The sequence below is a fragment of the Okeania sp. SIO2C2 genome, from assembly GCF_010692625.1.
GTDB lineage: Bacteria > Cyanobacteriota > Cyanobacteriia > Cyanobacteriales > Microcoleaceae > Okeania > Okeania hirsuta.
Map to the genome: position 1 here is coordinate 6362 of NZ_JAAHGM010000072.1, position 14205 is coordinate 20566.

General features: G+C 41.8%; 9 protein-coding genes. 4 read left to right on the forward strand and 5 right to left on the reverse strand.

All coding sequences use genetic code 11. The features are described 5' to 3' along the window. The 5 genes from F6K18_RS31165 to F6K18_RS31185 form a co-directional block, all read right to left on the reverse strand. Positions 1 to 3437: collagen binding domain-containing protein (locus F6K18_RS31165; RefSeq protein WP_287526736.1), on the reverse strand; the 3437-nt coding region annotated here is incomplete at its 3' end. 510 nt (positions 3438 to 3947) lie between these two features. Further along, positions 3948 to 4079 carry a hypothetical protein gene (locus tag F6K18_RS31170; RefSeq protein WP_287526738.1) on the reverse strand — a complete coding sequence of 44 codons (132 nt, stop codon included), beginning with the start codon at positions 4077 to 4079 and terminating at the stop codon, positions 3948 to 3950. A 3-nt stretch (positions 4080 to 4082) separates the two neighbouring features. Further along, positions 4083 to 4328 carry an ABC transporter ATP-binding protein gene (locus F6K18_RS31175; protein WP_287526741.1) on the reverse strand — a complete coding sequence of 82 codons (246 nt, stop codon included), beginning with the start codon at positions 4326 to 4328 and terminating at the stop codon, positions 4083 to 4085. Between the two features lie 264 nt (positions 4329 to 4592). After that, positions 4593 to 4769 (reverse strand): ATP-binding cassette domain-containing protein, encoded by a 177-nt coding sequence (locus F6K18_RS31180; protein ID WP_353735230.1) that lies wholly within the window; start codon positions 4767 to 4769, stop codon positions 4593 to 4595. A 239-nt stretch (positions 4770 to 5008) separates the two neighbouring features. Beyond that, entirely contained in the window at positions 5009 to 5359 is a 351-nt protein-coding gene (locus F6K18_RS31185; RefSeq protein ID WP_287526743.1) for an iron chelate uptake ABC transporter family permease subunit, read from the reverse strand. An 861-nt stretch (positions 5360 to 6220) separates the two neighbouring features. Between F6K18_RS31185 and F6K18_RS31190 the strand changes: the two genes are divergently transcribed. The 4 genes from F6K18_RS31190 (at position 6221) to F6K18_RS31205 (ending at position 14205) form a co-directional block, all read left to right on the forward strand. Further along, positions 6221 to 7453 carry a transposase gene (locus tag F6K18_RS31190; RefSeq protein ID WP_287526745.1) on the forward strand — a complete coding sequence of 411 codons (1233 nt, stop codon included), beginning with the start codon at positions 6221 to 6223 and terminating at the stop codon, positions 7451 to 7453. Positions 7454 to 7533: 80 nt separating this feature from the next. Next, positions 7534 to 11214 (forward strand): chromosome segregation protein SMC, encoded by a 3681-nt coding sequence (gene smc / locus F6K18_RS31195; protein WP_287526746.1) that lies wholly within the window; start codon positions 7534 to 7536, stop codon positions 11212 to 11214. 320 nt (positions 11215 to 11534) lie between these two features. Then, positions 11535 to 12635 carry a PRC-barrel domain-containing protein gene (locus F6K18_RS31200; RefSeq protein WP_287526748.1) on the forward strand — a complete coding sequence of 367 codons (1101 nt, stop codon included), beginning with the start codon at positions 11535 to 11537 and terminating at the stop codon, positions 12633 to 12635. A gap of 898 nt (positions 12636 to 13533) precedes the next feature. Next, the gene (locus F6K18_RS31205) at positions 13534 to 14205 is read left to right on the forward strand and encodes a hypothetical protein (RefSeq protein ID WP_287526749.1); all 672 of its coding nucleotides are present in this window, start codon (positions 13534 to 13536) and stop codon (positions 14203 to 14205) included.

Sequence of the window (14205 nt, forward strand, 5' to 3'; positions counted from 1 at the left end):
GGGTTGGTTTCGACTACATTGTAGTTACCCGGTTCGACATCGTTGAATGAGTATGTACCATCTGTACCTGTTGTGGTTGTATCTACTAGGTCATTGTTTTCGTCAAATAATTCAACTGTGACTTCCGATAAGGGGTTTCCTTGGTCGTCTTTGACTGTTCCTGAAATGGAACCATTGTTACTGTCAACAAAGTCATTGCCATCGTCATTTTCTCCTGGTTCCAGGGTGACTCCAATGCTGTTGTCTACTGTGGTATTGCTGTCCGCATCATCACCGTCAGGGGTGCTGTCTTGGTCACTAACATTGCCAGGGAAGTTCGCTGGGTTGGTTTCGACTACATTGTAGTTACCCGGTTCGACATCGTTGAATGAGTATGTACCATCTGTACCTGTTGTGGTTGTATCTACTAGGTCATTGTTTTCGTCAAATAATTCAACTGTGACTTCCGATAAGGGGTTTCCTTGGTCGTCTTTGACTGTTCCTGAAATGGAACCCAAAACTATCTCATCAACGAAATTGTTACCAGTATCGTCTTCACCTGGTGTGAGAATAACCGGGATGTTGTTAACAATATTGTTGTCACCATTGTCGGTATCATCACCACCGTCCAATTCACCATCTACCTCACTCACATCTTCATAACCAGGTAGGTTGGTTTCTTGGACACTGTAGTTTCCAGGTTCTACATCTGTGAAGGAGTAGTTACCATTAACATCTGTAGTTGTAGTGTCTACAGTCTGGCCTTGGTCATCTAGCAACGTTACAGTGACGCCTTCTAGAGGAGTATCTCCCGTACCATTGTTATCAGTATCTTCAAAAACGGTACCTGATATGGTGCCAACTCGCTCATCCACAAAATCATTGCCCGTGGAGTCTTCATCTCCTGGTAACGTGACACTAATCAGATTATCGTTAGCTCCATCAGTGTCACTAACATTGCTGTAACCAGGCAAGTTAGTTTGACGAACAGTGTAATCACCCGCCTCTAAGTCAGTGAACTCATAGTTACCATCGGTATCCGTTGTGGTAGTACTAATAACTGTACCCTGATCGTCAAGCAATTCCACCGTGACGTTTTCGAGGTTGACATCACCAGTGTCATTGTTGTCAGTATCCTCAGAAACATTACCGCTAATGCTGCTCAGATTGATCGGCACTTCTTCAGAATCGCTAGACGGAGGTGTCTCATCGGTATCAACTGTGGCAATGTTGTCAATATCCCCATCACCACCACCATTGCTATCAATGTCAGACTCCTGAACGGTATAGCTTCCCGTGTAAGTCCAAGTTTCTCCACTCTGTAAAATGTTATCAGTGTTTATAGACTCAACTGGGCCACTCAGATTTGCTAAGAGGGGGTCTGTGACCACGACACCTGTTAGATCTTGGAAACCGGCATTACTAACCGTAATCTTATAATTAATGACATCGCCAACCTGGTCTACAATGCCATCGCTATCCGTGGTCCCGTCTGGATTGGTAACGCTAACGGCTTCCTTATTAATAGCAGGATTTGCCAATGGCACGATCGCTGTTCCTAAATCTAAAGCTTCACCATCATTAGACAACGAGCGTGGTGGATCTTGTCCCCAGACAGCTGCAATGCTGACTGGTGTTCCATTTGGCTGGCCATCGCTATCCGCAGACGTATTGGAAACAATAATAGCTCCGGTCAGATCCTGGTCATTTTCTGCCCCAGAGAAGAAGGCAGTATCGTCTACGATTCGCAGTGAATCTAAGGCATTGACAGCAACGTTATTGTCAAATGTGCCATCCCCATCAAAGTCAATAAAGATGTTGCTATCTTCAATGGGCGTGACCCAAACAACACTCCTGCTTTCTTCGTTTTGATTGTTGAGAGGCAGACCATCATCGGTCGCACCGCGTCCTAATCCCACCAGCACCTGTGAGGTTAGCTGATCGGTCGGTATTAATGGGAAGCCCCAATCATAAATTTGGCCACCACCGTCTGCATCTACTTGGGCTAAACCATAGAAATTGGGGGTAGCGCCACCGTTATTAGTAGCATCTGTAAAGAAGCGCAGACCAGAGTAATTATCCCCGGACAAATTGATGTCACCATCAGAGTCCACTTCTATAAATGTGGAACTGTTAGCCGCAACATCAAAGGTTCCATTGGGACTATTCCCGCCCTCATAGGAAATTGTAATTTCTGAGTCATTGGGGTTATAGAACCAGTAACCTGTGGAACCAACTTCCTCAGCAACTGGGGTAATGTATTCGTTAGACCATTCATCGGCATCAACTTGGGCGTACCACCGTAATTCGTAGGTATCACCAATGTCACCTGTTACAAGGTCTACCTGAACTGGTCTGCTGGAAGTCAGTTCATCCCCTTCTTGGAGATCTTCAATAACAAAATTATCACCTATGTTCAGGACATCGTTAGCATCAATCACGCTGTCACCGTTAATGTCTATCTGCAAGCCATTCAGGAACAGCTCTGTACCATCGTCGCCGGCCATTACATAAAAGACCGAATACTCAAACGCATCGGTGAAGCTTGTCGTGTTTTCACCCACGGGTGCAATGAAGCGATCGCCCCAAGAATCCTGGTTGAAAACTTCAACTGCACCTGCCATGAGAGAACCTGGATTGTCTGGGAAGGCAAAGCGGGTCACGGCAATAGGCAGTGTGGTCTGAATTCTATCAGCACCATCATACAGGATGGTGTTGGGGTTTCGGTAGTTATTGGTAGAAGGAATAGCATTATCCAGGACAATTGCATCGCCACCACTGAGAATATCATCAACAGTACCAGGTGCAATCCCATTAGTCAGGTCGCCATCCCCCCAGATCTCCGTACTGGCCTGTTTATTGACCGTATCATTAGGGTTCGGATCGTAACCGTCTTCCCAGTGGTCGTAATAGACTATAGTGTTATCTGCGGCGATCGCCACTGAGATTACATTATTGATATCGCCATTAGCAACTGAGTTGATCGTGTCAAAGGTTGCGAATAAATCGTCTTCTGGCAGAGGTACGAAATAAGTCTGTACAGGATCTGCCAGCAGAGCATCAGTAAAGGTCGTTACCGCCACCTCGTCATCTGATGTGCCAAACATCAAATCTGCACCACTTCCCGTTGCTGTCAAATTCAACGTTGCATTTAAGGCATCGGGAGGACCGCTGCCAGTACCATTATTATCAATGGGCACAAACCACTCGACCGTAAACTGACCAGATTCATCTACAGTCACGTTGATGGGTTGATATACATCTACTTCAGCATCATCCCCCGGATCATCCGGGTCATCTGTAATCTCAACTATCACCTCCGAATTCGGCGTATAGCCGCTCCCAGTAATTACTGCCGTTTCACCAGGCGCGTAATCCTGTTTGTCAGTTGAGACAATGGGTGTGAAAAAAGATCCAGATATATCCACCGCGTTGTTGTTACCCTGATGCTCATCCATGACTGCTTATTTTTATTACCTAAATTTCTTCATCTTTTTAGGTATATCATTATTTTTCGATGAATACGCTATCAAATATAAAATCTTCATCGAATCTTCATAAATACGGGTTTCCTCGGATATGCTATGAAATATAGAATCTTCATCGAATCTTCATAAATACTAGTTTCCTCTTCATCGAATCTTCATAAATACGAGCGTTGCTGAATGGTAATGATTTTTAGATTAAGTATCAACGCAAAACATAAGTTTTTCAATTTTACCTTCAGCTACTTACCATTACATTGAGGCAATGCCTCATTGTTTCTATAAGACATAGAAAACGTTTGCACAAAATTATCCCGGAAAATTCTGTGTTAGCAAAACTTTCCGTGAAAACATTTGCACAAAATTATCCCGGAAAGTTCTGTGTTAGCAAAACTTTCCGTATGGTCTGAGATTTTTTGCTATATCAAAATTAAATGATAAAACTTCTTAACTAAATAGATATATACAAATATTTTGAATTTGTCAAGTTTTGCGACCCATTGGTATGCACATTGGTGTCCCGCTTACAGGGTCTTGAATAATTTGAGACTCTAAGCCAAATACTAAACGAACCATTCCCACTGTCATCATTTGCTCTGGATGGCCCTGATTCACAATTTAGCCATCCCGTAGCACAATCAAATTATCCCCATATCTACAAGCTTGATTCAGATCGTGCAAAACCATAACTATGGTCCGCCCCTGAGAATCATTCAAATCCTGGAGCAAATCCAGAAGTTCAATCTGGTGAGCTAAGTCCAACTTTGATGTCGGCAAGGGGTCTCCCGTTATACAAATGTTAACGGGAGGGGAATTGCCGACCAACAAATAAACCGCGTAGCGTCCACTTATTAATTCTTGCATTGTGTACTTTTTTGTGTTATTGTTGATTATATCAGGAGTAGCGGTAGTACGCACCTGAAAAGAACCATGAAAACAACATAGAGTATGGGGTTCAATTCAGAAGTTCTAGTCAACCCGTGAAAAGGTAAAACTCTTGAGGGAACTAGGTGAGTACAGAATTGTTGAGTACAAAAAGGCGGTGGGTCTCATCGTCTCTGTCTGGTGAGGGTTAAGTGGTTGCACTCCCTGTGAAACAGAAAGCCCGCGTCCGTGAGGTGGGGAAGCCTACATCATAATCTTTGATTTGATGTAGGAGAACGTCACAAAAGTAGTTGGTTCGTCCAACAATAAAATTTCTGTATCTTGAGCTAAGGCCATCGCAATCCAAGCTCGTTGCCTTTGGCCTCCAGACAGAGAATCCGGCGATCGCCCTGCCAAGTCCAAAAGTTCTGTAGTAGCCAAAGCTTATTGAATTATTTTTTTAATATTAATAGATCATTGTTGCAACTAATTCTGATGTAGTAATGGCAAAACGTTTTCCCAACTGCGGCCGTGGACACTACCTGTAATCCAAATTAAAGCTTGAGAAACACTATTTACAGCAGTTTTCTAGTTGATGAAGTACAAAGTTTTATTGCTCTAGGCAACAGGCAACAGGGAATATAGAAATAAATAGTCTTATAGCTGTACCTCACGCTTCCTCAAAAGTGCTGTAATTCGCCGAATGTCACCATTACAGTAGTTAAAGCGCTGGCGATGGTATTTAAACCAATACCAATCAAAACTAAGTACATAGTTGAGTTCCTTTTTTCCCAAGCAAGTAGGTAAATGAGAATTGAAATAGCGATCGCGCCACCAAAGGCAGAAATAGGTATAGCAAAGAGAGGAGCATTTGGCAACAGTACAATTACTACCACTGCAGCTAAACTAGGTCTAGCATTCACGCCAATAATACCTGGAGTTGCCAAAGGATTACGGATTAAGCTTTGTAGAATTGCCCCCGATACTGCTAATCCCATCCGCAACAAAACTGCCGAAAAGAAACTAAGCAAAAACTCCTATTGCGCCATCCGCAACAAAACTGCCGAAAAGAAACTAAGCAAAAACTCCTATTGCGCCATCCGCAACAAAACTGCCGAAAAGAAACTAAGCAAAAACTTCTATTGCGTCATCCGCAACAAAAGCAAATGCTGTGGAAGTAAGCAAAAACTCCTATTGCGCCATCCGCAACAAAACTGCCGAAGAGAAACTAAGCAAAAACTCCTATTGCGTCATCCGCAACAAAACTGCCGAAGAGAAACTAAGCAAAAACTCCTATTGCGTCATCCGCAACAAAAGCAATTATTGAGCAAAAACTTCTATTGCGACATCCGCAACAAAAACAACTATTGAGCAAAAACTCCTATTGCGACATCCGCAACAAAAACAACTATTGAGCAAAAACTCCTATTGCGACATCCGCAACAAAAACAACTATTGAGCAAAAACTCCTATTGCGACATCCGCAACAAAAACAACTATTGAGCAAAAACTCCTATTGCGACATCCGCAACAAAAGCAAATGCTGTGGAAGTAAGCAAAAATTCTTATCAAAATAATATGGGTCGCGCAACCCTGCCTTTTAAGGCGCAATATTTTTGGAGAGTTGCTCACGCATCCCCTACTTCCCCTCCTGGCTCCCTTCCTGGGAGGGGCGGGGGTGGGTTGACTTTTGACTTCTGACTTCTGACTTCGTTAATGCGGGCAAATATCTGGAACGGGCAAGATGCCCATTCCACAAATCTCAACTAAATATCAAAAAGGAGTCCCGCGTTGTAATCTATGATTCAGCGCCGGGAGGAATTTTTAATTTCAAATAAAATGAAGCTTCATTGTTGATTGATATTTTTCACCATTTGAAATATCGTATAATAATGAAGCAAATAACAACTATATCCTGTAAATTAAAGGTCAGCCCAGAAGTGGCAAAAGAAATAGAAGCCACTATGGAAATGTTTGCTCATGCTTGTCAGTATGTAGACAAAAATAGTGACAAAAAACTGACAAATAATGTGGCCATGCAAGCTTTGATGTACGGTACAGTTAGAGAAAAGTTTCAGTTATCAGCACAAACTACAATTCACGCTATTAGACGAGTATGTTCTAATCGCAAAACTTCTATTACTAATCATATAAAAAAAGAATTAACTTTTGCACCAACATCAGTTGATTACGACAGTAGAACATTTAGTTTAGATACAAAGAAATGGATTGTGAGTTTAAAGCTTTTGAGTAAGCGCACAAAGTTTGAGTTATTAATAGGTAATTATCAACGAGGAATCTTAAAAGGTAGTAAGGCTACTTCAGCAGTCTTAACTAAAAGAAAAGATGGAACTTACTATATAAACATTCATGTTCATCATATTGTTCCGGAGCCAGAGCCAACAAATAAAATAATAGGAATTGATTTAGGCAGGACAGATATAGCCTCAACATCTGAAGGTGAATCATGGTCAGGTAAAAATATAACTTCTAAGAGAAATCATTATTCTCAAATCAGAGCAGTTCTACAAAAAAAAGCATCTAAAGGCACTCGTAGTAGTCGGAAAAGATGTCGGCAACTACAGCAACGGTTATCAGGAAAAGAGCGACGCTTTCAAAAACACGTTAATCACGAAATAACAACTTATTTAGTCAGAAAAGCAGCGACTGATAAAAATTCTATTGCCATAGAAGATTTAACTAATATTAGACAAAGAACTAATCAGCAACCAAGAAGTAAGAAAGAAAGAAGATTATCTAATAGTTGGGCTTTTTATCAGTTCAGAATGTTTCTTGCTTATAAATGTGTGTTACATGGCGTGAAATTAATATTAGTTAATCCAGCATATACTAGCCTTACTTGTCATAAATGTTTGCATATAAGTCCGACAAAAGAAACTACATATAGGAAGGGTAAAAACTACCACTGCTTTCATTGTGGGTGGAAAGGCGATGCTGATTATAATGGTGCAAAAAATATAACTGCTTTGGGGTTGAGTGTAAACCTGCCTGGAGGTCCCTGGTTATCCTGTGAAGTTAGCAGTCTTGATTTCGTGCCAAGACAGCGGACTATATGGGATATACTGGAGGGCTACGAAAAGCCCGCATCAAATCAGAGATTATGATGCTGGGTAGTTTACGTCCTGTCTATAATGTCTAGAATAATTAAAAGCCCAAAATCTACCCAGTCCACAAACTGGCCTTCATGGTTCATATCAAACGCCTGGAACTAACTAACTTTAAATCTTTCGGTGGCACTACTACTATTCCGTTGCTGCCCGGATTTACTGTGGTTTCTGGGCCTAATGGTTCGGGCAAATCCAATATTCTCGACGCACTTTTATTCTGCCTGGGCCTATCCACTTCCAAAGGTATGAGAGCTGAACGCCTGCCAGACCTAGTTAATAACAAATTAGCAGGACGCAAAACTGTCGAAACTATTGTCAAAGTCACTTTTGATTTAGAAGATATAAAAACGAGTCTAAATGGCTACGAAGACCCCGAACCTTCAGAGTCAGAAACCCAAACAACTACAGAAAATCCACCAGAAGTCATAACAAATGGAGGAAATACTCCAGAATCTGAAGATCCATTTGAGATAGCTTCATCTTTTCATTCTTTAAGTGAGTGGAGTATTTCCCGTCGCCTCCGAGTCACAAAACAAGGGACTTACACATCCACTTATTATATGAATGGTCAACCATGCACCCTGACCGAACTCCACGAACAACTAAATCAACTCCGGGTCTACGCCGAAGGATATAACGTTGTGCTTCAGGGTGACGTAACCAGCATTATTTCCATGAAGTCTCGCGAACGTCGGGAAATTATTGATGAAATGGCAGGAGTGGCTCAATTTGATAGAAAAATTACCCTGGCCAAAGATAAATTAGACTTGGTGAAAGAACAAGAAGAAAAAAGTCGCATTGTAGAAAAAGAACTGAAAAAACAATGTGACCGTCTTTCCCAAGACTGTGTAAAAGCTCAAAAATATCAAGAATTGCGGGGTCAACTGGAACAAAAGAGTCTCTGGCAAACAATTCTCAAATGGCAAAACCTCCAAAAACAAGAATGGAAACTTAGAGAAAATATAGAATCAGGCGATCGCTCTGCTACGGAAATTAACCAAAATATTCAAACTAAACAAACCGAAATTCAACAGGCCCAAACTGAATTAGACCAACTCAATGTCCAAGTTAAGGCTTTGGGAGAAGAAGAACTGTTGGCCCTACAATCAACCCTTGCCACCCAAGAAGCTGACCGCCGTCAACTCACACAAAAGCATAAAGAATTAGAAACCACCATTGACCAAACCATCAAGAACCTCAGCCAACTCGAACAAGAAATACAGAAACATCAACAAAATCTGGAAATATTAGCCACAAACAAAATTGTTCAAGCTCAAGAAGTCGAATCTCTAGAGTCCACTCGCAACCAAGCACGGGAAACCCTTAACCAACAACGAGAGTCAGCTAGTGCCATTGCCTCTACTGCCGAAGCTTGGATACAAGAACAAGCCCAACTTCATCATCAAATTGAAACCCTACAGCAAACTCTCAACCCCCAACTGACCGAACAAGCAAGAGTTAAGGAACAAATACATCAGTTGGAAAAGCAAATCCAGGAACAGCAAGAGTCTATGGCCGCCCTGGGGGTAGAAATAGAAAATAAAAATAATTACCATAAAAAAGTAGAAAAGTCAAGAGAAACCGCCAATTATCAAGTAGAATCCTTGACCAAACAATTAGCAGCAGTAGAACAAGACCTGCAAATTCAACAAGATACTCAAATTCGCCTCTTTCAAGAACAAAGGGAAAGACAACGGAAATTAGATAAATTAGAAGCCCAACAACAGGCAGTTCAAGAAGCTTCGGGAACTTATGCCACAAAAATGCTGCAACAGTCTGGTATTTCTGGCATTTGTGGTTTAGTGGCACAACTGGGGAGGGTAGAACCAAAATATCAGTTGGCTTTAGAAATTGCCGCTGGGGGTCGTCTGGGGAATATGGTGGTAGAAAATGATGCAGTGGGAGCTGCCGGGATTGAATTTTTGAAGCGACAAAGAGCTGGGAGAATGACGTTTTTGCCTTTGAATAAAATTCGCCCTCCTCGCCTCAACCGGGATGATAGTTTGCGTTGGGGGGCAGCGGGGTTTATTGATTATGCGGTGAATTTGATTGACTGTGACTCTCGTTATCAGAATATTTTTGCTTATGTGTTTGGCTCCACGGTGGTATTTGATACTTTGGCAAATGCTCGGAAGTATTTGGGTAAACATCGAATAGTTACTCTGGATGGGGAAATATTGGAGGCCAGTGGGGCGATGACTGGGGGAAGTGTGTCCCGTCGTTCTGGTAGCTTGCATTTTGGCACGGTTGATGGTAATGAGTCGGCAGAAATAGGGGAAATGGAAGTTCATCGTCAGCGCCTCCAGGAAATAGAGATTGTTTTGGAGCGCTGTCAGGTAGAGATTTCTCGGAGAAAGGAGGATGTGAAAGAGCGGGCGCAAGCTTTGATGGAAGGGAAGCAGTATTTTAGAGAAACTCAGCTCAAAGTGGAGCAAATTGAGTCAGAATTGCAAAAATTGAGCAGACAACAGGAGCAAGGGCAAGGGCAATTAGAGAAAAATAATCGGGAACTATCCAATGCTCAAACTAGATTAACATTCCTAGACCAAGAAATTCCGGCACGAGAAGTCCAATTAACAGAGTTAAAGCAAACTTTGGCTGAGTTGGAAAAGTCTCATACTCATAGTGAGTGGCAACAAATGCAGGGGATGATTCGGTCTCAAGAGGGAGTATTACAAGAGCGGGAGGGTGCTTGGCGAGCTGCTCAACAACAATTTCAGGAGTTGGAAAATCAACAAAGACTTTTACAAGAAAAGGTAGAAGCTATTTCTCGTAGGCAGTCAGAAGATCAAGAGCAAGAATTAGCAGCTAGGGAAAATATTAAAGATATAGATAGTCAATTATCGGTTGTAGATGAGCAAATTGCTGAAATTAAAGCAGGTATGGCCAAAGCAGAAGAAAAGTTAGGCACAGAAAAACAAAAAAGAGACCAAGCAGAGGCAAGTGTGCGGGAACTTTATTTAGCTAAACAACAATTAGAATGGCAACTACAAAAACTGCAAGAATCTCAGGAGGGACGTCGGGAACAGTTAGTCGCTTTACGGACTCAGTTAGAAGAACAAAAGGCAGAATTACCCGAACAAGTGCCAGAAGTGCCGGAAAATATTAAAATAGGAGAATTAGATAAGGAGGTGCGATCGCTACAGAAACAACTTCAGGCCCTAGAACCTGTAAATATGTTGGCCTTAGAAGAATATGACCAAACCCAAAAACGTTTGGAAGAGCTAAGTCAAAAGTTAGCTACTCTGGAAGGAGAGCGCACGGAACTGTTGTTAAGAATAGAAAACTTTACTACCTTGAGACAACGTTCATTTTTTGAGGCTTTCAATGCTGTGAATCAAAATTTTCAGACCATTTTTGCCCAACTTTCTGAAGGAGATGGCTATCTACAGTTAGATGATAAAGAAGACCCATTCAACAGTGGGTTAAATTTAGTCGCCCATCCCAAAGGAAAACCAGTCCAGAGATTGGCCTCTATGTCTGGGGGAGAAAAATCTTTGACAGCTTTAAGCTTTATATTTGCCTTACAGCGTTACCGCCCATCTCCTTTTTACGCCTTTGATGAAGTGGATATGTTTCTGGATGGGGCAAATGTGGAGCGATTAGCTAAAATGATAAAACAACAGGCACAACAAGCTCAATTTATAGTTGTTAGTCTACGGAGGCCAATGATGGAATCATCCCAGCATACTATCGGTGTGACTCAAGCTAGGGGCGCTCATACCCAAGTTTTAGGGATTAAAATGACTAGAGATTAAATCTATTTGAGACAGGAGACAGGAGTCAGGAGACAGGAGTCAGGAGACAGGAGATAGTAGGCAGGAGACAGGAGACAGGAGTGAGAATAAGCTCCTGTGGATTAAAAACCGATAAATTGCAACATAGAAATTAGTAATTTCTCTTAACTTTTGACTTTTGACTTATGCTTATGATAATACTGCTTCGGTTTGACTAAATTCTTTATTGGTAAATTACAATATAAAATTATTAATTGCTCTTAACTTTTGACTTTTGACTTTTGACTTTTGACTTGTTATTTGACTTTTGACTTATTATTAAGAATTGGGATTAAACAATAATGACATTTGAACAAATTTGGCAACGCTCCGATCTGTTAGGAACTCAAATAATCACTCGTGATAAAGGTAAGCGCCTAGGAGTAGTAAGCCAGTTATGGGTAGACGTCGATCGGCGGGAGGTAGTAGCTATTGGACTACGAGACAATATATTAGCCGTAGCTGGAATACCTAAGTTTATGTTTCTCAATAATATCTGCGAAATAGGTGATGTCATCTTAGTAGATAACGAAGAAGTAGTAGAAGAAGATATTGATGCTGAAGCCTATAGTAACCTAATTAATAGCGAAGTCCTGACAGAAAATGGTGAACTTTTAGGTAGAGTTAGAGGTTTCAAGTTTGATACTACAGATGGCAAAGTTTTGTCATTGATTATTGCTTCTATTGGTATACCCCAAATTCCAGATCAAGTTATTAGTACTTATGAACTCTCAATTGATGAAATTGTTAGCAGTGGGCCAAATCGCCTGATTGTGTTTGAAGGATCTGAAGAAAAACTCAAACAATTAACAGTAGGAGTATTAGAACGTTTAGGTTTAGGAGAAGCACCTTGGCAAAAAGAGGAAGAGGGATTATATTATCCTCCCACTGTGAAACCTGATAATCAATTAAGTCCAGGGCAACCAGCTACTCGGGAACCCATTCGCAGAGAAACACCCTCAACTCAAGAAGCATGGGATGAAGACTGGGCAGAGCCAGAACCTAGAAGACCTAGAGTAGTTGAACCTGAACCTATTTATGATGACTACTATGAACAAGAAGTTGCTCCCCCTCCACGGCAGCTAGAGCGAGAAGCAGTTTATGAAGACTATTATGAAACAGAAGCAGTTGTTGCACCACGAGTCGCCCGTCAGGTAAGACAAGATCCTACTTATGATGAGTATGAAGAAGATAATTGGGGAGAGTCAGGCGGATATGAGTATGAAGAGGAGAAATATGAAGAGAAAAAATATAAACCTGCTGCAGAATATGAATATGACGAAGACATAGAAAAAGATGCCTGGGCTGATGATGAGGCTCCAAAACCCTATCAAGCACCTCGTGTAAATATTCCTCAGAAAACTAAGATGCCAGAATATGAAGAAGAACCTGGTGGTTATTGACATACTCCCGACGTTGCGCTTATGCGACAACCCGGGATTCTTCAGCCTGGAAATGCCGTGCTGCTGTTTCGTTTGAGGTGATGTCCTCCCCCTGTGTTGATAATAATCCTATCCTGTTGACACTCCACGGACTAAAGTCGCGTGGATTCGTGACTAGGAGCTTTCTATCGGGTTAAAACCACGATTTCCACATTGCTCGTTTACGAAGTATGCCGCTCCGGCAAAACGGCCACATTGCCAGTACCGTACCGTAGTACGCATACAGCAGGATCTCACTAGGCGGTGCCAATCGCCACTACTCTCTCCGGCCAAAGACCATTGAGGCTACTTTTTGTAGTATGTTGTTGGTTGATTCACTCGCTCTGAGGTACAACGTGCTGACTAACGGCTGGAAACAGAGTGCTGACAAGCACCGAGCCACCTTTTCGGTTAACCACCATTTAACTGAAGCGTCCATTAGCTATCGGGCTTTCACCATGATTCAGAGGTCTTCGTGTCTTTGATTTTACTTATAACACATTTTTTTGATTTTTTTGACTACGGGTTAAAACCCGCGCCCGTCGTTTTCATCCAGCCGTTAAAACTGGCTGGTTTCCAACTTCCCGAAAATTTACGATGATATATATAAGTAACTGCTTCGTTCAATTACTGAATGCTTTGCCATAGGATAATCGAAACCGTTTAATTAGGTCTGGAAAAAGTATCAGCTTTTCGGTTAATAGAGTTGAAAAAATGAGTCTGAAAGGGGCAGGGGCGAGGCAGACAAATCAAGAAACCATTATTTCAAGGACTTCCTCAATAACTCCCCTAAACTCCTGACTCTTAACTATTCCCTCCATACCTATTCCTTGCCTCAGCAAAAAGACTTTTTCAGCAAGCTCTAATTAGTTAGATCGTAATGAACTGGAAATTATTTTGGCGTAAAGTTTTGGGTTTGCCACAGACCTATTTTCTAATTGTAGGGACAGGATTAGGCTATGTGAGCTTGATTATCTGGTTGGGAAATCGCCCCGTTACCTTAATTGTCGGGGGAGCAATCGCCCTTGTCATGGTGGCAGTTTGGTTTGGGAAACTCAGACAATTCTATGGGTGCGGTGGCGCTAATTTACTCGATGCAGCAATATTTCTCAATGAATTGGCAAGTATTGAACGAAAACTTGAAGGACGTAAAGATGCCGATTGGGAACAAACCCTCATTTTGGTCAAACAAATCCAAATTTTTGCCCAACGCATAGCTAACCGAGAATCAAGTTTAATGCCGGAATTATTGGAGACTCTCTACACGGTTTTATCTCTTGGCGAGCAAGTAGCATTTGCCTTACTAACCTTGGAGAAAATGCAAACTGAAACCTACAGAAATCTGACCCAGCAGCATTTAGAAACTACTTGTGAGCGAGTGCAAGAAACTCATCGTTTGCTACAAGAGTTACAAGATCGGGTGCTTTTGTCTTCTTTAGAAGCATCTACTGAACAAGCCAGTTTACCCCGCAGTCTCCGAGTAATCATTGCTGAAAATAAAACTGTCTTAGATAATATCGGGACAAAATCATCGTCAATCCACGGAGGTTAG